Consider the following 19197-nt stretch of genomic DNA (forward strand, 5'->3'; position numbering starts at 1 on the left):
CTTACCTCCGTTCCGGTATAACTTCGAAGTTCGTGGATAAAATCGGCCATTTCCCTACGTGCTGAACGAGAAACGGAAATAGCTTGACCCATAACAAACTGTTCGTAGGGTCAGTTGGCTTGAGCGGAAGCTCTAAGCGGTCATATAGGATACTCGCAGCCTCTTGGGCAAGCGCCAAGGCCAGATCCGAGGGAGTAGCTGAGTCTACAGTTCCCAACCGAGGGAGGTAGTGCTGGCTAATCGTTTCCGACAGCCGGTGTTCGGACAAACTGCTTGAAGCCATCATTTCCCCCATGCCGGAGCTGACAAGGCGAGCAATTTCCGCATCGAAAGCGTAAGGAATACAGTAAATTTCCAGCGCCAGGGCCGCTATGTAAAATTCTTTGATTAATTCATCTTCTTTCTCTTGGGTTAATACAGGGTCTGTTAAATAAGCGGCAACGGCCGGCTTCATGGCTTCCCAACCGTTTTCAATACTTTTCATTGTAAACTGCAGCATAGCCGCAGCCAATTCTGCGGGTGTAATTTGTTTCTTTTCTGCATCTTGCATGTTAAACTACTCCTCTTCTCTCTCGTTGCTTTTAAAATGAATGATGAGCTCGATAATTTCCGAACGGCTCCCTATGCGAATCGGGGGCCCCCATGTACCGAAACCTGAAGAAACGATCGCGTGAAGATTTCCCTTCCGCAAGTACCCCCAATCAAGCTCAAAGAGCCTTCTTGTAATCAGGTGGTTCGGGCTGATTTGACCTCTGTGCGTATGTCCCGAAAGCATGACATCCGCTCCCGCCTCTTCGGCTTTATCTAAGTGATACGGTTGATGGTCCAGAACGATAACAGGCTGAGCACGATCTGTTCCTTCCATCAGGGCTGCAAGTGATTTCCGTCCCTCGGCCGTCCGTTCAGCTGCCTTGTCTTTGCGGCCTACGATATACAACCGATCTTGGATATGCACGGTTTCGTCCATGAGTACGCGAATACCGATTTTGTTCATCTGTTCCACGAAGGCAGGAATATGACCGCCGATGTATTCATGGTTGCCAAGTACAGCATAAACCCCTAGCGGAGCCTGCAATTCTCGCATTGTCGTACCCATATCATAGCGGATAAACGGTTTAATATCATCATCAATAACGTCTCCTGGCAAAAGAATCAAATCCGGCTTTAATTCATGAACATGCCGAACCAGCTTTCGCAGATGACGGTTACCCACAATGGATCCCAAGTGAATGTCAGAGGCAACAGCGATGCGCAGCTGCTCCCAGTCACCCGCTTTTTTCGGAATCGAAATCTCATACTTTCTTATAATAGGGCTTTGTGCATTGTAGGCACCGCGAATCATGGCAATAGCGAGGATCCCGGCATCTATCCATCCCAGAATCGGAATGTATGTATCCGCGGGTACGGATGCCAAATGTAAAATTCCTGCGATCAGGTCTGTCGGCGGCAGCAGCAGAAAACCGAACTGCATGACGGCCAGCCAGTAAGAACCGATGATTTTTAATACTCTGGACATACCTGCCGGCAGCACTTTGGAACCGGCCCATGCCAATAAATACGATAAGGCGACAATCCAGAAGACAACCCAGTATATGCCTGGATGAAACGACGAACCTAGCTGGTTTGACAGAAAAACATGACCGTGCCAGCCAATGTAACCGTTCAGACCAAAAATAATGGCAAATATGAGGGCAATGCTTAAAACCGTGCGTGTTTTCATTGTAGCTCTCCTATTCTTTAGGCCCGCCTACAGCAGCAGGCTTAGCGGCTCTATACATAACTCATCATCATTGCGCACATTGCCTACCCGGCTGGACACGGGGTATGCGTACATGCTCTCCGACGGGTACGGCTTCAGCAGCGGGCGGAGCACTTTCGTGTTCGTTATGCTGCGATTGAGCCAAACCGCTTCCGCTTCCCGCTGTAAAATGACCGGCATGCGCTCATGAATATCGGCCATCATTTCGTTCGCTTCTGTGGTAATTACGGTGCAGGTAGATAGGCGAGTGCCATCCGGAGCTGTCCATGTGTCATACAGCCCCGCCATGCTAAAGATCTCTTTGCTGCGAAGCATAATTCGCATAGGCTGCTTCTGTTTGCCCTCCCCCTTCCAGTCGTAGAAGGAATCCGCCGGAATCAGGCAGCGTTTGCGCTCGAACGGCTTGCGGAAAGCAGGCTTGTCCGCCAGCGTTTCCGCCCGTGCATTGAGCATCTGATAGCCTAGCTTCTCGTCCTTCGCCCATTCCGGAACGAGTCCCCAACGCAGTTCGCCAAGCTTATTTTTCTCACCGTCATGCACGATCGCCATAACTTGTTGCCCAGGGGCCACATTGTATTTGGGACTGTATCTCGCAGGATATTTGTAGTAGGTATCATACCGCAGCATCAGTTCCTCTAACGTGACGGTAATCGTATAGCGTCCGCACATGGCTGCACATCCTTTGCCTCATATGTCCTAAAGAGCATTTCCCGCTGTCCGGGTTGCTATTCCTCTTCTCCATTATGTGAAAAAGAGATACTCACGTCAATTCGTACAGCCCGAGGAGTCGTTCTCCAGCGGGCTGCGGTTATGCGTTATCTTCTTTTGGTATGTCGTGATCTACGTTTTGTGTTCATCCGTTTTCTTGTACATGCCCGTGAGCAATTGATCAATGTATCTGGCTGTTCGCACGCTCATTTCAGCACGCATGTAGTCTTTCGCAATTATCAGCGTGTCTTCATGTCCGCGGCAAACATAGCGGTAATGAATAGCCCGGTCATTCTTTTCTTCTTCCATCAATTGAATGCTTCTGTTCATCATTTTCGTTTTCGTTTCACTTACGTCGGCTTGAATTTGGGCGGCAAGCGCGTGGGCGACGCGTGCATAGAGCTGTCTCAACGTTTCGGCGGATTTTTCGATTTCAACGGCCTTTCTTTTGATCATCCCATGCATCAGGGGCAACAGCACGTAATCTCTCATAATCCCAATGTCCTCCGCTGTTGGCCGACTTGCCGGGGCAGGCCTGCCGCTGCGTAGATTTTGCAGCGCTTCCCGGTGCTGGGGCAGCATCATTCTGCTGGATTCCCACAGACCGTTCTTTTCCAGTTTCTTGCTCATTTATAATGCCCCCCGATTTTGAGCGCTCTGTGCTGTGCTTGACCGGCTGTCGTCAGCGAGGAAGCCCGCACAATCGCTGCGTTGCCGAATCGGTCCTTGATACTGTCCGTTACTTTCTCCAGCGTCCTCGCCTTAATCTGATCCTCAAACAGCGTAAGCTGATACGTATCATCGTCGACAAACTGGCTTAGCATCACGCCGGCGCGGCGGACAGGCATTGTGTCCCAAAACTTGTAGAAAAGCTTTTTGACGGCTTGAAATACGGTTCCAGTATGATTCGTAGGGTCGGGCATCTTCATCTGACGCGAGAAGCCTGTCGGCGCGTCAAACGGACTGCACATGCAGCTGACAGTAACGATAGACGCCATATATCCCTTGCGACGGCAATCACGGCACACCTCCTCGGTAAGCTCGAGCAGAATCGTATCCACCTCAGAGGATTCCGCATAGTCCCTTGGAAGAGTCATCATATGGCCAATCGATTTCGGAGGCGTATCGAACGTACCGGGTGTGACCGGACTATCATCCAGCCCGTTCGCCGTTCGCCACATTACTTCCGCGTGGATGTCCGATTGCTTGCCAAAACGTGCGCGGAATTTGTCCTTGAGCAGCGGCAGCGGCGTTCTTGCCACATCCCCGATCGTATACATGCCCAGCCTAGCGAAATGTGCGGTCATGCGCGAGCCGACACCAAACATTTTGCTAATAGGCTGCTTCCATAAGTTTTCCTCTACGGCGGACGGGCGCAGTGTGAAGATGCCGCTGTCACTCTTTTTAGCCCAAATGTCGGTTGCGATCTTCGCCAGTATTTTATTCGAACTGATGCCGATGCGCACCTTCACTCCCGTTTGCTGCAGCACCTTTCGCTGGATGGTCATCGCAATCGTATCCGGGTCGCCGAAAATAGGCAAGCTTGCCGTAACGTCCAGAAACTGTTCGTCAATACTGAAAACCTCAACAAGATCGGTAAATTCTTCGTATATTTTGGTAATCATCAGCGAAACATCAATGTAATGCTGCATCCGCGGACGCATAACGACCAGATCGGGACATTTCTTGAGCGCTTCACCCAGCCGCTCGGCCGTGGAAACGCCAAATTTTTTGGCAATGGGACAAGCCGCTAGAACAATGCCGGATCTCATAGCAGGGTCGCCTGCGACCGCTACCGGTTTATCCCTGCAACCCGGATGATCCGCTTTCTCTACGCTTGCGTAGAAGCTCTGACAATCCGCTAGGAATATCGTCCGCTCCTTTCCTTTGCTCACCGTAATCCCCCCCGCATATTCATCAGCGTAGTCATCAGTTCTGCCTTGACTAAGCTGCGCAGCATCGTGAAATGATGGATGTAGCCCCTAACTTTGTACTCTACGTTAATACCTAATGAATTCATTTCGGTATGGATCACTTTAATATCCCTTTTCTTCATAACGCTCTTAATGCTTTGTAATTGAGGATAAATGGCGGTCTCCACCTCTCTGAGGTAAAAAAGAATATGATTGTACACAATTTTATCCTTATAGACCTTAAGTTCCTCCATGTCCCTTGCCAACATATCGAGCAAAATGGGCAGCAGCGTATACTCCTTAATAATTTGAACATCCTCTTCTGTCTCAATTCTTGCATGAACACTCATATTTTTCACCACCATATGCGAACATATATTCGTGTTACTTATTATATACCGAACACGTATTCGTTATGCAAGTGGTTTTTTTAGGAAGCAAGGATAAACGACTTCGTCGTCCTTTGAGGACGAGCGCGTTTGTCAAGGTAGATGCGAAGCAAAAGTATAAAAAAATACCGCCTGACCAGGTCGTTGAGACCCTGCAGGCGGTATTTTTATCTGGCTTATCGAAACATGGCCCATAGTCTGATCAGGTGAAAAGCGTTGGAGGGATCGATTTTTTGGCTAAGAACGAACTCCAGCACTTGATTCGCTTGGCTTCCGGTCAGCTTCTCGCCGAGAATTCCGGCGGCAAGCCCGATCAGGCGCGTGACCTTCGTGCGATTTTGCAAATCGGCTTTCGTAACGCCTTGAAGCAGCATGGTTATGCGTTCCTTGACCTCTGGGTTTTTCAATTTGAATTTGACCCGCTCAATCAACGCAGGCTCGATGCCGTACTGCTGGTAGCTCATGCTCATGTTCGTACCTCCGATATCCCGTCATGCTTCTATATCTATGAGGGAACGAACACAAACTTGACTACATATAAATGGCGATCAGAATGACACACAGGCAATTTAACGCAACAAGCAGCGGGATGCCGATAACGAATGAGGTATGCTTGGTCTTATGCCGCCAGACCCGCATGCCGAGCCAGCCGCCGATTCCGCCGCCAAGCGCAGCTAGCAGAAAAAGCCGCTTCTCTGGGACTCTGCGGCCGCCTTTCTTGGCTTGTCCCTTGTCGTGTCCCATTTCTATAAAAGTAATGATATTCATCAGCAGTAAATATACAAGAAAATAAGTCAAATTCAGTGCACCTTCGTTTCCAAAATAATAATCATGAGACTACTATTATCTTAAAATCGAATGCGGGCGCGGTCAAATGTTTATTTATAACTTACAGTAACTTACAATAACTCCAACTCCACAACCGTTGCTCTCTTATCCGGCAGCGGATAGCTGAAGTGCTCCGGTCTGGCTAAACTAACGAACGCGTCGTCCGGATACTGGGCGGCGCTCCAAGGACGGTTTAGGAAGAGCTCGGAACCGTCGGAGAGCAGCCTTGCTTTCTTCACCTTGCCGGCCAAGCCATTCAGGTTAATGGGGCCGACGCTTTCCTCGAACAAGTGGGCATACAGCAGATTGCCCTTTTGCGTATATCTGCCCCATTCCGGCTTAGGCCAATCGGCTTGCCCGCAGCCGTAAATGCTGTTCCCATTTTTCTGAATCCAGTCGCCGATCTCCGCCAAAATGTCCAATGTCTCCTTCGGAATTTCGCCAAGCGCATTAGGACCCACATTCAAGAGCAAATTGCCGTTTTTACTGACGCATTCCACCAGTTTCCTGATGACCGTAGTCGGGGATTTATATTGGAAATCCTGGGCGGCGTACCCCCAGTTGTTATTCAGCGTGATGCAAGCTTCCCATGGAATCGGATTGCCCTCGTGATCCGTTACGCCTTGCGGCGGAATGATTTGTTCCGGTGAAGCGAAGTCGCCCGAATAGCTCAGCGGATTGTTCGTGAAAATACTGCCGCCTTCTTCGCCGCTTGCATCCAACCGGTTGTCGACGATGATATGGGGCTGCAGGGATCGAATCATCGCCATCAGCTCCGTCGCTTTCCAGGTCTCCCCCTTCATGTTATCGTAGGAGAAATCAAACCACATCACATCCAGCTTGCCATAGTTCGTCAGCAGTTCTTTCACTTGCCCGTGCATATACTGCAGATATCGATCGAACGTCTCCGGATTTCTTACGAAGCTCTCCTCATTCCGCATCGGATGAATGCGATCGCCGTAAGCCGGATAATCCTCATGATGCCAATCGATTAACGAGTAATAGAGCCCCACTTTCAAGCCTTCCGCACGGAACGCTTCAAGAAACTCGCGAACCAAGTCTCGACCGGCCCGTGTATTCGTTGATTTATACGTTGTGAGAGCGCTATCAAATAAACAAAAACCGTCATGATGCTTGGCCGTCAATACCGCATATTTCATACCCGCTTGCTTTGCGGCGCGCGCCCATGCCTTAGGATCATAACGGACAGGATCAAATTCATCATAGTACGTCTGATAGTCCTCTACCGAAATGCGCTCAACGCTTCGCACCCACTCGCCTCTAGCCGGAATCGCGTACAGTCCCCAATGAATAAACATCCCGAATCGATCTTGCAGAAACCACTGCGTGCGCTCTGTTCGTTCTTGAATAATCGGATCCTGGTTAGTCATTTCCTACACACCTTTCGCCATTAAAATGAAATAGGTGCTCCAAGTCCTTTGAAGAACTGTGAGTCCACTTAACCTCTACGCTTAATTCTACTAAGGCTGCGCTCCAATAAACAGATACGAAACTAACCTCAATTAGCATATAATTAACATTCTGCCTGCCGCATAGGGGATAAAGCTGTGTGCGGATAAAAGGATGCAGGCAGCAAAAAAACGCTAGGATCAACGACTGACAGTTATCTGCAGTCCATCCTAGCGTTCTTATAAGTCGTCCTCTTCGATTAATCTAACACTTCGCTATCGAAAATATGAGCACGCTCCAAGTAAGCCCTCAGCGGCATGAAGGACGCCCCGGTCCAGAACGAGGAATCACCGACGAGCTCTGCGGCATCATCGCGCGCCTGCTCCATGACCTCGAAGTCGGCCATCATATCCGCGACGCGGAACTCCGGAAGCCCGCTCTGCTTCGTGCCGAAGAAGTCCCCCGGCCCGCGCAGCTCGAGATCGCGCCGGGCGATCTCAAAGCCGTCGGCGGTGTCGGTCATCGCCTTCATGCGCTCTTTGCCGACCTCGGTCTTCGGGTCGGCGATGAGCACGCAGAAGGACTGGTGCTCGCCGCGTCCCACCCGCCCGCGCAGCTGGTGCAGCTGCGACAGGCCGAAGCGGTCGGCGTCGTAGATGACCATCAGCGTGGCGTTCGGCACATCCACGCCAACCTCGATGACCGTGGTCGACACCAGCGTCTCCACGGCCCCTTCCTTGAACGCGCGCATGATGGCTTCCTTCTCCTGCGCGCTCATCCGCCCGTGCAGCAGTCCGATCCGCATATGCGGGAAGTGCTGCTGCAGCTGAATCTGGACGTCGATGGCATTCTGCACGTCCAGCTTGTCCGACTCTTCGATGAGCGGACAAATGACATACGCCTGCCGTCCTGCCGCCACCTCGCGCTGGATGAACCCAAGCACGCGCTCCAGCATGCTATGCTGGACGGCATAAGTCTTGATCGGCTTGCGGCCTTTCGGCAGCTCGCGCAGCGTCGACACATCCATGTCGCCGAAAGCTGTAATCGCCAGCGTGCGCGGAATCGGCGTCGCCGTCATCGTCAGTACGTCGGGGTTCATCCCCTTGCGCCGCAAAATACTGCGCTGGTTCACCCCGAAGCGGTGCTGCTCGTCCGTCACGACCAGCCCCAGCTGGCGGAAGTAGACGTCCTCTTGAATAAGTGCATGCGTACCCACCAGCACGTTGATCATGCCCATCTGCAAGGACGCGAGCAGATCCCGCCGCTGGCGGTCCGTCGAGCTGCCTGTCAGCAGCGCCACCTGCAGCCCGTAGGGCTCGAACAAGCGGTCGAGCGAGCTCTTGTGCTGCTCGGCAAGAATCTCCGTCGGCACCATCAGCGCGCCTTGGTAGCCGGCTTTGACCGTCGCGTAGAGGCCTATGGCCGCGACGATCGTCTTCCCGGCGCCGACATCGCCTTGCAGCAGCCGGTTCATGCTGTAAGGCTCCTGCATATCGTGCAGGATTTCGCCAACGACCTTCTTCTGCGACTCCGTCAACTGGAAGGGCAGCGCGCGCACGAAGGCGCGAACAGCAGGCAGATCCACCTGCTGCTGCACCCCGTCCGCGCGGCTGCGCGTCACGGCGCGGTAAGCCTGCAGCTTGAGCTGGAACAGGAACAGCTCCTCATACACCATGCGCCTGCGCGCCTGCTTGCCTTCCTCCACACCGCTCGGCGTGTGGATGACAGCCAGCGCCTTGCTGCGCGGCATAAACCCGTACTTGCCGGTAAGTCCGGCCGGCAGCACTTCACTGACCATGGCGCTGTACTGCGTCAGCGCCTGCTGAATGACCTTACGCATCCACTTTTGCGTAAGGGAGCCTGCAACCGAATAGACCGGCTGAATGGTGCCGGTATTCGAATCGCCTTGTCCGGGAAACTCGGAATCGGACACGCTCATTTGCCTGCGCTTGCCATCCCATTTGCCGGTCAGGATAATCTCCTGCTGCGGCCGCAAGCGGTCCTTCAAAAAGTGGCGGTTAAACCACACCGCCGTCAAGAGAAAATCATCGACCATCACCTTGCAGGATAGTCGGGATTTGCCGCTGTAGCGCTGGAGCACCGGCTCCCCGATGATATACCCTTTCACCGTGACGCGGTCGCCGTCCTTCACGCTCGCGATATCGCGCACCGTATAATCCTCATACCGGAACGGCACATACTCCAGTAAATCCATAACCGTAAAAATGCCCATGGCGTTCAGCTCAAGTGCCTTTTGAGCGCCGACTCCATGGACTTCGCGTACTGCAATTTGATTTAAATCCATCGCTTACACCGTGCTGACGAACGCTGCGATCGTACCGGGTCCGGCGTGTGCGCCAATGACAGGCCCCAGTGTGATGTAGTCCACTTGCTGCACCTCAAATTGCTGCATAATGGCTTCCCGCAGCAGCTCCGCGCCTTCCAAATTGTTTGCATGGGCAATATGTAACCGGGGAATGCTGCGATCAGGCACGTCTGCCGCGAGCAGCTCCAGAATGCGTGCGATCGCTTTCTTTTGACCCCGGACTTTATCAATAGCCGCCACTTCCCCCTCGCGATCTATGGAGAGAATGGGCTTAATATTCAGCAAAGAACCGAACAGCGCGGACGCTTTGCCGATTCTTCCGCCTTTTTGCAGAAATTCAAGCGTATCTACGAGGAAGTATATGTAAAAGTTCTCTCTTACCTTTTGTACGAGCTCAATAATTTCAGCAGCGCTTTTCCCTGCCTTAGCCGCTTTCGCAGCAGTGATAACAAGCGCGCCAATGCCGTAGGAAGCGGAGCGGGAATCGTACACATGAACCTTGCCCTCATGCTCCTCCAGCATCGTGGAGGCCAGCAAAGCCGACTGGTATGTCCCGCTCAGCGCAGAAGATAAATGAATCGAAATGATTTCCGTATCCGGCTCTTCCAGCAAACTCTGATATAAGTCCAGAAACTCCGCAGGAGACGGTTGTGAAGTTCTGGGAAAATGAGGTGACGAGATCAGCTTCGGATAAAACTCCTCGGAGCGCAGCGTCACCGTATCTAAAAATTGTTCATCTCCAAAATGAATCTTGAGCGGCACCATCTCAATGTTAAGCTCTTGCCTAAGCGAAAGCGGTATATCGGCCGTGCTGTCCGTTACAATACGTATAGTTGTCAACAGGGCTCACTCCATTTCCCGAAATTCATCCACCGCGGGGATGATCGTTTACTCTACAGAGAACAGGTACGCGTACAATGGCTGTCCGCCGGGATGAAGCTCGACTTCAATCTCGGGATAGAGCGCCTGAATGAAAGCTTCCAGCTCTTCCGTTTCTGCTTCTACGGCGTCTTCTCCGGTAAGGATCGTCACGATCTCGCTGCCTTCGTCAATCATTTCTTCCAGCAGCTTCTTGCAAGCATCCATCAGACTCGGCTGCGAAGACACAATCCGGCCATCTTGGATACCGATAAAATGCCCCTGTTTAATGTCGATGCCGTCCATATTCGTGTCACGAACGGCGTAAGTCACTTGGCCGGACTTTACGCGGCGAAGTGATTCCTGCATCGCTTCCGTGTTCGTCTTGGCATCGGCTTTCTCTTGAAACGCCAGAATAGCGGCAAGACCTTGGGGAATCGACTTCGACGGAATTACAATCAAGGTTTTGTCGACCAAATCAGCAGCTTGCTGCGCGGCCAAAATAATGTTCGAGTTGTTCGGCAGAACAAAGATCGTTTCGGCCTCAATGCTGTTCACCGCGTTCACGATATCCTCCGTGCTTGGATTCATCGTTTGTCCGCCGGACAAAACGACATCAACGCCTACGCTCGAGAAAATCTCCGTAATGCCCTCACCTAAAGCGACCGCAACGAAACCATACGGTTTATTTGGTGCTGGCGCGGCAACGGCAGCCGGAGCAGAGGCTTCGTACCCTTCCGTGGCCATATCTCCTAATATATGTGAATGCTGATCGCGCATATTTTCAATTTTGATGCGGCTGAGTGCGCCGTAATTCATCGCTTGATTCATGACTTCACCGGGATATTCCGCATGAATATGCACCTTCACCAGTTCGTCATCGGCGACGACGAGCAATGAATCCCCTAGTTTGCCAAGCTGCTCGCGAAATTTGCTTTCGTCGAAAACAAGCCCTTTCACCTTGCCAGGTGCAATCGTCAGCATAAATTCCGTACAATAGCCGAATTCAATATCTTCTGTAGCAAGATGTGCTTGAGCCGGAAGATGCGCGTGTACTTCTTTCGCTAGATTCATGCCCGGAACGACGGAAACCGTATCCAGCCTTGTATCCATCGTCGCATAGTCTTCCTCCACTTGAACCAGACCGCCGTTTAACGCCGTCACAAAGCCCTCATACACGCAGACAAGCCCTTGACCGCCTGCATCTACCACCCCAACCTGCTTGAGCACAGCGAGCTGCTCAGGCGTTCTGGCGAGGGCTTCCTTCGCCTTGCTCAAAACCTCCTGCATAAGATCGAGCAAGTCGCCTCCGCGTCTATACTGCGTGGCATGTTTAGCCGCTTCTTTGGATACTGTCAAAATTGTGCCTTCAACCGGCTTCACGACAGCCTTGTAAGCTGTCTCTACCCCTTGCTGCAGCGCAGCCGCGAATTGCTGTGTATTCACATTCTCCAGATCGTGCACATGCTTCGCGAATCCGCGAAACAGCTGTGACAGAATAACCCCTGAGTTGCCTCTGGCGCCCATCAGTAACCCTTTGGACAATGCATCAGCTGCTTTCCCAATATGAGAGGATGGCTTCTTTTTCAGTTCCTCACAACCTGCAGTGAGTGTTAAATTCATGTTGGTGCCGGTATCTCCGTCGGGTACAGGGAAAACATTCAATCCATTAACCTTGTCTACATTTCGGCGAAGGTTATCCGCACCCGCCAAGACCATGGCAGTGAAGTCATTTCCATTTATTGAAATAAAGCGCTTACTCAAAGTGATTCCCCTTCCTGGTTATCGGGCTTTTATTTGGCTACACGAACGCCTTGAACAAAAATGTTCACATCGTCCACATGCAGCCCTACGACATCGTTCAAAATATATTTGACTTTCGTTTGGACATTGCCGGCAACGACGGATATTTTGGTTCCATAGCTGACAATAATATAAAGATCAATCTCGAGTCGCCCGTTCTCCCGACGAACTTCGACACCGCGGCTCAAATTGTCCCGTCCCAGCAGTTCTGCTATGCCGTCTTTCAATTGCTTTCTGGTCGCCATCCCAACAAGTCCATAACAATCTAACGCAGCGGATCCCGCCAGAGTTGAAATCACTTCATTGGTAATATACACTTTTCCATACTCGGTTGTGAGTTCAATTGGCATTATCTAACAACTCCTTCATGTTTCACTTAAACAAGACAACTTTATAAGTATTCCCGTTCCTGCTTTGCTCTAGCAAAATCGGCTTCAATCGTCAACTGCTATGTATTCGGAAAGGTTGACTAATCTTCATTGTACTATAACATACTTCATAAATAAACGGCAAAAATGAAGGTAATTCGTTGACTCCCCTCCTTTTGCTATGCTATTATGTTTAAGTATGTTTTTGCTGGTTATTATAAGGATCGCAACAAGCAAAGTCTAAATTTGAGGAAAGCTGTCATGTCAAGCTTAGGCTTGCCACCCAGGCTGCTTTGTATACTGCCGAAGGAGGTGTCAAACATGTCCCGCAAATGTTTCGTTACAGGTAAAAGTCCTAAATCAGGAAACCACGTGTCCCACGCTAACAATAAAAACAAGCGTACTTGGGGAGTTAACGTTCAAAAGGTTCGCATCCTCGTTGATGGTAAACCAAAACGGGTTTACGTAAGTGCTCGTGCGTTGAAATCCGGTAAAGTGGCTCGCGTTTAATTTTCGGATACTTATACTTATGTAAAAGACAAAAAGCACCTTACCGGTGCTTTTTTTGCATTTCTGGGAAATGGCATTCGTATGTGTTGGCTTACTTAGTTTTTGCTAAACGTATTAAGCACAGCTTTCACGAATCCACCCAAAAATTTCGGTAGTTTGATTGTGTAGAACTTCATTCTCTACCCCTCCTTAGAGTTTTCGCCAGTAAACGGACGCATGCCCGAAGACCGACTTCGACTTCGTGAGCACTAACATCATTACAACAGTATATGCCCCAGCCGTGAAAAAGTACCTTGTATTTTACTTTCTCCGATCTATTCGCTTCCAGAAAGCAAAAAAAGCTACAAGAGCGCATCGCTCTTGTAACTATATGTATGCGGCTAGGGTGCAGTTATACCCATCTGCGTGTATAGCGCATAAATTAAGCTGAACATGAAATATAAGACCACAGCGATCACAATAAACCAAATCCGAAACCCAAGCCCCTCAAACCGGCGGAAGAAACGCATCCCTAAATACAAGGCTCCGAGTGAAAAGATATACTTCGTGACATCGTGTATGTTGGAAAAGCACGTGAGAAGCACGGCACAAACCAGACTGTACAGAAACAGCCAGAGAAATCTCATTTGTCCGGCTCCCCTCTACCCGCGAATTCGTCGGATGGCGTCAGCGCGGTCCGTCTGCCCGAATACGGCATTGCCGGCAACAAGCACGTCGGCTCCCGCTTCGGTCACCTGACGGGCCGTTGCTTCGTTGATACCGCCGTCAACCTCGATGTGAAGCCCGCTCAGCCCCTTGGCGTTCGCTTGCTCGCGCAGCGCGCGAATTTTGCTCAGCATGCCAGGAATGAACGCTTGCCCGCCGAAGCCTGGATTTACGGTCATAATGAGAACAAGATCCAGATGCTCGTCAAGCACATGTTCAATAAGCGAAATCGGCGTTGCCGGATTAAGAACAACCCCCGCTTTGACGCCGCTTTGCTTGATCAGATGCAGCGTCCGGTGCAGATGCGTACAAGCCTCCACATGGACGGAAATCAGATCTGCGCCCGCTTTAATAAAGTCAGGAATATAGCGGTCAGGCTGCTCAATCATCAAATGGACGTCCAGCGGCAGCTTCGTCACCGGACGTATAGCTTCAACAACAAGCGGACCAATCGTAATATTCGGCACGAAATGGCCGTCCATGACATCCACATGGATCCAATCTGCTCCGCCAAGCTCGGCTTCTTTAATCTCTTCACCGAGCTTAGCGAAGTTGGCTGATAAAATAGAAGGTGCTACATGTACCATCCGTTCCTAATACCTCCTTTTGCGATCCTTGATTTCCCCTAAAAACAACAAATAATGATCATAGCGCGAAGCAGCAATCGTTCCTTCGGCCACCGCATCCCGAACCTTGCAATCCGGCTCATGAAGATGCAGACAGCCCCTGAACCTGCAGCCCTCCGCTGCTTCCGCGAACTCCTTGAAGCAGCTGCCCAAACTTTCGGCATCGACTTCCATGAAATCCAACTGGCTGAACCCCGGCGTGTCCGCGACCAGGCCTCCATTGTTCAAAGGAAGCAGTTCAACATGCCGGGTGGTATGTTTCCCCCTGCCCAGTCGCTGGGAAATCTCATTCGTCTCCAGATTGCGGCCGCTAATCATTTCATTCAGCAAGGATGACTTGCCGACGCCGGATTGCCCCGCGAAAACGCCGACCGCGCCTTCCAGATAATGCAGAATCGCTTCCACACCTTCCTTCAGCCTGGAGCTCGTTTTCAGCACGGTATAGCCGATTCCCTCATACAGCTTCGTGATCCGCTCCAACTCTGCAATCGTCATTTCCTTCGGAGCGGAGGCATCGCTATTTCCTGACAGCAGATCGCTTTTGGTGAAGCAGAGGACAACTTCAATGCCCGTATGTTCAATATGAACAAGAAATTTATCTAACAGCTGTAAATTCAGGACAGGCTCCGTGACCGAAAAGACAAGTACGACCACATTCACATTGGCAATCGGAGGACGAATAAGTTCCGAGGTTCGGGGCAGGATTTCGGTCACCGTGCCTTCCCCATTCTCCGTCTCCTCGAACATCACCCGGTCCCCGACAAGGGGGGTTATCTTCCTGTTCTTAAACACGCCTCTGCCGCGGCAGGTAATCATATTGATTTCCTGAAGCTCCACGCCTTCGGGCAGCACATAGTAATAGCCGCTCAAAGCTTTAACAATCGTTCCTGGCGGCATTAATTTGTGCCTCCGGCAGGTGGTTTAGACGCAGTGCCGCCTGTTTGGCCTTGACCTTGACCTTGACCGTTACCGTTGCCATTGCCGCCAACCGGAATAGCCGGCCCGTTATTTTGCTGTTTGGGCGATGCTCCAGGCGATGGGGAAGGGCTCGGCGATACGGTCTTGCCGCTCTTTTGATCCAAATAATCTTGATACGTACGCGTAATCGAGTTAACCAAGTTGTCCCCTTCTTTAATCAAAATGACGGCTTTCTTATCCGGAGAAACAATCACTTTCACATCCAAATTTTGAGGCTTCGACACTTTTTCCGTTTTGTATTCGAAATTCTCGTACTGCGCATCGCTAACGATAATTTTGAACTCGGAATCCTTGCCCTCCGTCGTCGGCTTCACAGGGATGCTAACCGTCACTTGCCCGGCATCCTCCGGCAACCCGTCGCTGATGATCAGCGAGATTTCGAAACCGACAGAAACGTCCGTGTCTTTATCATACGGAAACTGCTTGATGACCTTCCCTTTGGCCACCTTGTAGCTTTTCTCGCGCGTAATGCCGTTCGCAGCAAGCTTAAGGTTCAGCTTGGCGATTTGCGCCTTCGCTTCAGCTTCCGTCATGCCGACGAGATCCGGCATTTTGAACGTTTCCTTTGCTTTGCTTACGACGAAGGTAATCGCTGCTTTATCAAGCTCAAATTCCTCGCCGACTAGAGGCGTTTGCTTCAGGATTGTGTCGGGCGGATCATCCGTCGTCGTTTGCGTGAACGTAATCTGATCATCGTTAATCCCGAGCGCTTCCAGCTTCAGCTTGGCGTCTTTGAGCTGCTGGCCGATGTAGCTTTCCATCTTGATTTTGGGAGCGCCTTTACTGACGTACAGCGTCACCTTCGTGCCTACGTTCATTCGCATGCCGCTGGGATTTTGACGGATAACCGTATCCTTAGGCGCTTTGCTCTCCGCATCGATCTCCACGGTGAAGCCAAGCTTGGCAGCCGTTAATTCGGCTTGCGCCTGTGTCAGCGTCTTGTTCACCACGTCCGGAACCTCCACCGTCTCAACGGCGAACATCCCTTTCACATACCCGACCGCATACCACATAGCCCCAAGAATCATCAACAAAATGACGATCCACACGATCGGCTTCACCCAGCCCTTCCCTTTCGCAGGAGCGGGCTCCTCGCGCAAAGCGGGCTTCTCTGGCTCATCGTCGTCGTCGTCGAACTTCACAAGCTGATCCGCGCGGATGGCCGGCATCACCAAGGTACGCTCCTCGTCCATGCCGTCGGCATCCCAGAAAGCGACCTTAGCTTCATTCCGGCGATCCGGGTGCAAGCACGTATCCAGATCGGCCATCATTTGCTTCGCAGACTGGTAGCGTTCTTCGGGCTTTTTGCGCATGGCCTTCAAAATGATATTTTCCACGCTCTGCGGAATGAGAGGGTTTACTTTGCGAGGATCTTCCACATCTTCCTGCAAATGTTTCAAAGCCACGGAAATCGGGCTTTCGCCAAGGAAAGGCAGCCGAGCCGTCAGCATTTGATACATCACGATACCGAGGGAATACAAATCGGATTTCTCGCCGGTATTCGTGCCTTTCGCGTGCTCCGGTGAGAAATAATGCACGGAACCTACAACCGCCCCCGTTTGGGTAATCGTAGAAGACGTAGCCGCCCGGGCGATACCGAAATCCGTTACTTTGACGCGGCCGTTTTTGCCGATCAAAATATTGTGCGGCTTAATATCCCGGTGAATAATTTCATTATGGTGGGCGTGATCGAGCGCATCTGCAATTTGGCTGGCATAGTGAACGGCATCTTCCACCTGCAGCGGCGCCCTCTCCTTGATTAAATCATTCAAGGTCGTACCTTCTATGTACTCCATGACAATGTAATGCACATCTTCTTCTTGTCCCACGTCATAAATACTGACGACATTAGGATGAGAAAGGGAAGCGGCCGCTTGAGCTTCCCTGCGGAAGCGACGAATAAACTCTTCGTCATGCACATACTGCTGACGCAGTACTTTTACAGCCACTTTACGATTTAATAGAAGATCATGCCCTTTGTAGACTAAAGCCATTCCGCCTCCGCCAATGCGATCTAAAATTTCATAGCGGCCTCCAAGCTTTCTACCGATCAATTCCCATCACCCCTTTTTTCGTCCGAATCTGGATCGTGCGCAAGTAAAACCACCGTTACGTTATCGTCCCCACCTTCATCCAGTGCGCTTTGAATTAATTGCTCGGCAGCAGCCTCCAACTGACCCTGCGTTTTGACAATGCGTAGAATGTCGCCTGAATCAACTAAACCGCTTAAACCATCGGTGCAGATCAGAATCGTATCTCCGGGACGCCACGAGTACTCGTATAAATCCACCTCTACGCCCGGTTCTGTGCCCAGCGCGCGCGTAATCCAATTGCGCCGGGGGTGATGATCGGCTTCTTGGGCGGTAATCTGGCCCGACTTCAGAAGCTCATACACCAAAGAATGGTCTTCCGTTAGCTGAGTGATCGACTCGCCGGAAATTTTGTAAGCACGGCTGTCACCGATATGACCGATAATCAGCAGCTCTTGCGAAGCAATCACGGCAACGACCGTCGTCCCCATGCCATGATAATTTTCTTGTCCGGAGGCAAATGCATAAATTTGCTCGTTCGCCTTCTCGATCGCTTCCTTCAACACTTGCCTGCAAGCTTCAACGGGCATTCCCCAATGAATGGATTGCAGTTCATTTCTGATCAAATCAATTGCCATTTGGCTGGCGATATCACCAGCCTGGTGCCCCCCCATACCATCAGCGACAATAGCCAAAGAAAGGCCATTCAGCTCATGCTGTACGGCGGCGCGGTCCTCATTCACTAGACGGACTTTACCGATATCTGTACGGCTTACCATCTTCATCCGGATTTCACCTCATGACTTGCTCTCCATATGCTTCGCGCGCAGTTGTCCGCAAGCAGCTGCGATGTCACTGCCTTGTTCACGACGTATGGTGGCATTGATTTTGGCCTTCTCAAGAATTCGTTGGAAGGTGAAGATATCGTCTCTGGGCGTACGTTTGAAATCCCGTTCGGCCACGAAATTCACAGGAATCAGATTCACGTGGCTAAGCGGCATATCCTTTAGCACTTGCGCCAGCTCTTCTGCATGTTCAGCCTGGTCATTCACTTCCCCCATGAGGGCATATTCAAACGTAATACGTCTGCCGGTTTTGGCAATGTAATATTTACAAGCTTCGATCAAGTCCACGAAAGGAAACCTGCGATTGACAGGCATCAGCTTAGAACGGAGCGCATCATTCGGAGCATGGATGGATATCGCCAAGTTGACTTGCAGATTCTCATCCGCAAACTTATAAATGTTCGGCACAATTCCGCTCGTCGATACCGTAATGTGACGCTGGCCGATGTTCAGACCTTTCGGGTGAATCATCACGCGCAGGAAATTCATCGTCGATTCATAATTCTCAAAAGGCTCGCCAATTCCCATAATGACGATAGAAGAAATGCGCTCTCCCGTTTCGTCCAGCAGCTTCTGGGCTTTAACAACCTGAGCGACAATTTCTCCGGGTCTCAAATCCCGTTTAAGACCGCCAAGCGTAGATGCGCAAAACGTACAACCGACCCGGCAGCCCACCTGCGTGGTAACGCAAATGCTGTTGCCGTAATTGTGCTTCATGACGACCGTTTCGATCGCATTCTTATCTTCCAGTTCAAATAAGAACTTGACCGTGCCATCCTGCGACTGGTACTTCGCGATTTCGGACAACGTAACAAATTCAAACTGATTTTTCAGTTTGTCACGCAGCGTCTTCGGCAAGTTGGACATCTCATCAAAGCTGAATACACGCTTGATATAAAGCCAGTCAAAAATTTGCCCGGCCCGAAACGAGGACTCGCCGTTTTCTTTCACCCAGCTCTGCCACTCATCCCAATTTAAATCATATACAAATGGTTTTTCTTTCAAATACGGTTTAATGGACACTATTTATCACAACCTGTTGTTATTTGTTCAGCTCTATTGCTAATCTTGTCTATTTTATCACAAAGCGGGGACGAACACACATCCCCCTCTTGAAGGTGTTCAGGGAAACGATATGGCT

21 protein-coding genes are annotated in these 19197 nt (G+C 50.9%); 1 reads left to right on the forward strand and 20 read right to left on the reverse strand.

Annotated features, from left to right (window positions below; genetic code table 11):
- Position 1: 1 nt before the first annotated feature.
- The 13 genes from GC097_RS25235 to GC097_RS25295 form a co-directional block, all read right to left on the reverse strand.
- Complete coding sequence (locus tag GC097_RS25235; protein ID WP_171686050.1) at positions 2-550, reverse strand: hypothetical protein; 549 nt, start codon at positions 548-550, stop codon at positions 2-4.
- 6 nt (positions 551-556) lie between these two features.
- Positions 557-1720 carry a metallophosphoesterase gene (locus GC097_RS25240; protein WP_171686051.1) on the reverse strand — a complete coding sequence of 388 codons (1164 nt, stop codon included), beginning with the start codon at positions 1718-1720 and terminating at the stop codon, positions 557-559.
- 27 nt (positions 1721-1747) lie between these two features.
- The gene (locus GC097_RS25245; RefSeq protein ID WP_171686052.1) at positions 1748-2428 is read right to left on the reverse strand and encodes an SOS response-associated peptidase; all 681 of its coding nucleotides are present in this window, start codon (positions 2426-2428) and stop codon (positions 1748-1750) included.
- A gap of 171 nt (positions 2429-2599) precedes the next feature.
- A complete protein-coding gene (locus GC097_RS25250; RefSeq protein WP_171686053.1) occupies positions 2600-3097 on the reverse strand; it encodes a YhjD family protein in 498 nt (165 codons plus the stop codon).
- Positions 3094-4362, reverse strand: a complete 1269-nt coding sequence (locus GC097_RS25255) for a DNA polymerase IV (RefSeq protein WP_171686054.1) — start codon at positions 4360-4362, stop codon at positions 3094-3096. The genes GC097_RS25250 and GC097_RS25255 overlap by 4 nt, the downstream gene beginning before the upstream one ends.
- Positions 4359-4730, reverse strand: a complete 372-nt coding sequence (locus GC097_RS25260; RefSeq protein WP_171686055.1) for a YhjD family protein — start codon at positions 4728-4730, stop codon at positions 4359-4361. Before GC097_RS25260 ends, GC097_RS25255 begins: the two co-directional genes overlap by 4 nt.
- Positions 4731-4945: 215 nt before the next feature.
- Entirely contained in the window at positions 4946-5233 is a 288-nt protein-coding gene (locus tag GC097_RS25265; RefSeq protein WP_171686374.1) for a stage VI sporulation protein F, read from the reverse strand.
- Positions 5234-5300: 67 nt separating this feature from the next.
- The gene (locus GC097_RS25270) at positions 5301-5537 is read right to left on the reverse strand and encodes a DUF1294 domain-containing protein (RefSeq protein ID WP_171686056.1); all 237 of its coding nucleotides are present in this window, start codon (positions 5535-5537) and stop codon (positions 5301-5303) included.
- Positions 5538-5668: 131 nt separating this feature from the next.
- A complete protein-coding gene (locus GC097_RS25275) occupies positions 5669-6988 on the reverse strand; it encodes an alpha-L-fucosidase (RefSeq protein ID WP_171686057.1) in 1320 nt (439 codons plus the stop codon).
- A 278-nt stretch (positions 6989-7266) separates the two neighbouring features.
- The gene (gene recG / locus GC097_RS25280) at positions 7267-9312 is read right to left on the reverse strand and encodes an ATP-dependent DNA helicase RecG (RefSeq protein WP_171686058.1); all 2046 of its coding nucleotides are present in this window, start codon (positions 9310-9312) and stop codon (positions 7267-7269) included.
- 3 nt (positions 9313-9315) lie between these two features.
- Positions 9316-10173: a fatty acid kinase binding subunit FakB gene (locus tag GC097_RS25285; protein WP_171686059.1), complete on the reverse strand. Its 858-nt coding sequence runs from the start codon at positions 10171-10173 to the stop codon at positions 9316-9318.
- A gap of 48 nt (positions 10174-10221) precedes the next feature.
- Entirely contained in the window at positions 10222-11955 is a 1734-nt protein-coding gene (locus GC097_RS25290) for a fatty acid kinase ATP-binding subunit FakA (RefSeq protein ID WP_171686060.1), read from the reverse strand.
- 29 nt (positions 11956-11984) lie between these two features.
- Positions 11985-12344 carry an Asp23/Gls24 family envelope stress response protein gene (locus GC097_RS25295; protein WP_171686061.1) on the reverse strand — a complete coding sequence of 120 codons (360 nt, stop codon included), beginning with the start codon at positions 12342-12344 and terminating at the stop codon, positions 11985-11987.
- Between the two features lie 339 nt (positions 12345-12683).
- Here GC097_RS25295 and rpmB point away from each other — a divergent pair, with 339 nt between their 5' ends.
- Complete coding sequence (gene rpmB, locus GC097_RS25300) at positions 12684-12872, forward strand: 50S ribosomal protein L28 (RefSeq protein WP_127452218.1); 189 nt, start codon at positions 12684-12686, stop codon at positions 12870-12872.
- Between the two features lie 95 nt (positions 12873-12967).
- Here rpmB and spoVM read toward each other — a convergent pair whose 3' ends face one another.
- From spoVM to rlmN, 7 genes are all read right to left on the reverse strand, one after another.
- On the reverse strand, positions 12968-13048 hold the full coding sequence (gene spoVM / locus GC097_RS25305; RefSeq protein WP_014652194.1) for a stage V sporulation protein SpoVM: 81 nt from the start codon (positions 13046-13048) through the stop codon (positions 12968-12970).
- A gap of 204 nt (positions 13049-13252) precedes the next feature.
- Complete coding sequence (locus GC097_RS25310) at positions 13253-13498, reverse strand: hypothetical protein (protein ID WP_171686062.1); 246 nt, start codon at positions 13496-13498, stop codon at positions 13253-13255.
- A gap of 15 nt (positions 13499-13513) precedes the next feature.
- On the reverse strand, positions 13514-14164 hold the full coding sequence (gene rpe / locus GC097_RS25315; RefSeq protein WP_171686063.1) for a ribulose-phosphate 3-epimerase: 651 nt from the start codon (positions 14162-14164) through the stop codon (positions 13514-13516).
- 6 nt (positions 14165-14170) lie between these two features.
- The gene (gene rsgA / locus GC097_RS25320; RefSeq protein ID WP_171686064.1) at positions 14171-15100 is read right to left on the reverse strand and encodes a ribosome small subunit-dependent GTPase A; all 930 of its coding nucleotides are present in this window, start codon (positions 15098-15100) and stop codon (positions 14171-14173) included.
- Positions 15100-17235 carry a Stk1 family PASTA domain-containing Ser/Thr kinase gene (gene pknB / locus GC097_RS25325; protein ID WP_171686065.1) on the reverse strand — a complete coding sequence of 712 codons (2136 nt, stop codon included), beginning with the start codon at positions 17233-17235 and terminating at the stop codon, positions 15100-15102. The genes rsgA and pknB overlap by 1 nt, the downstream gene beginning before the upstream one ends.
- Positions 17232-17996, reverse strand: a complete 765-nt coding sequence (locus tag GC097_RS25330) for a Stp1/IreP family PP2C-type Ser/Thr phosphatase (protein WP_171686066.1) — start codon at positions 17994-17996, stop codon at positions 17232-17234. The genes pknB and GC097_RS25330 overlap by 4 nt, the downstream gene beginning before the upstream one ends.
- A 12-nt stretch (positions 17997-18008) precedes the next feature.
- Positions 18009-19079 (reverse strand): dual-specificity RNA methyltransferase RlmN, encoded by a 1071-nt coding sequence (gene rlmN / locus GC097_RS25335; RefSeq protein ID WP_376768423.1) that lies wholly within the window; start codon positions 19077-19079, stop codon positions 18009-18011.
- Between the last annotated feature and the right edge of the window lie 118 nt (positions 19080-19197).

The sequence above is a fragment of the Paenibacillus planticolens genome (assembly GCF_013141725.1).
Classification (GTDB): Bacteria; Bacillota; Bacilli; order Paenibacillales; family NBRC-103111; genus Paenibacillus_E; species Paenibacillus_E planticolens.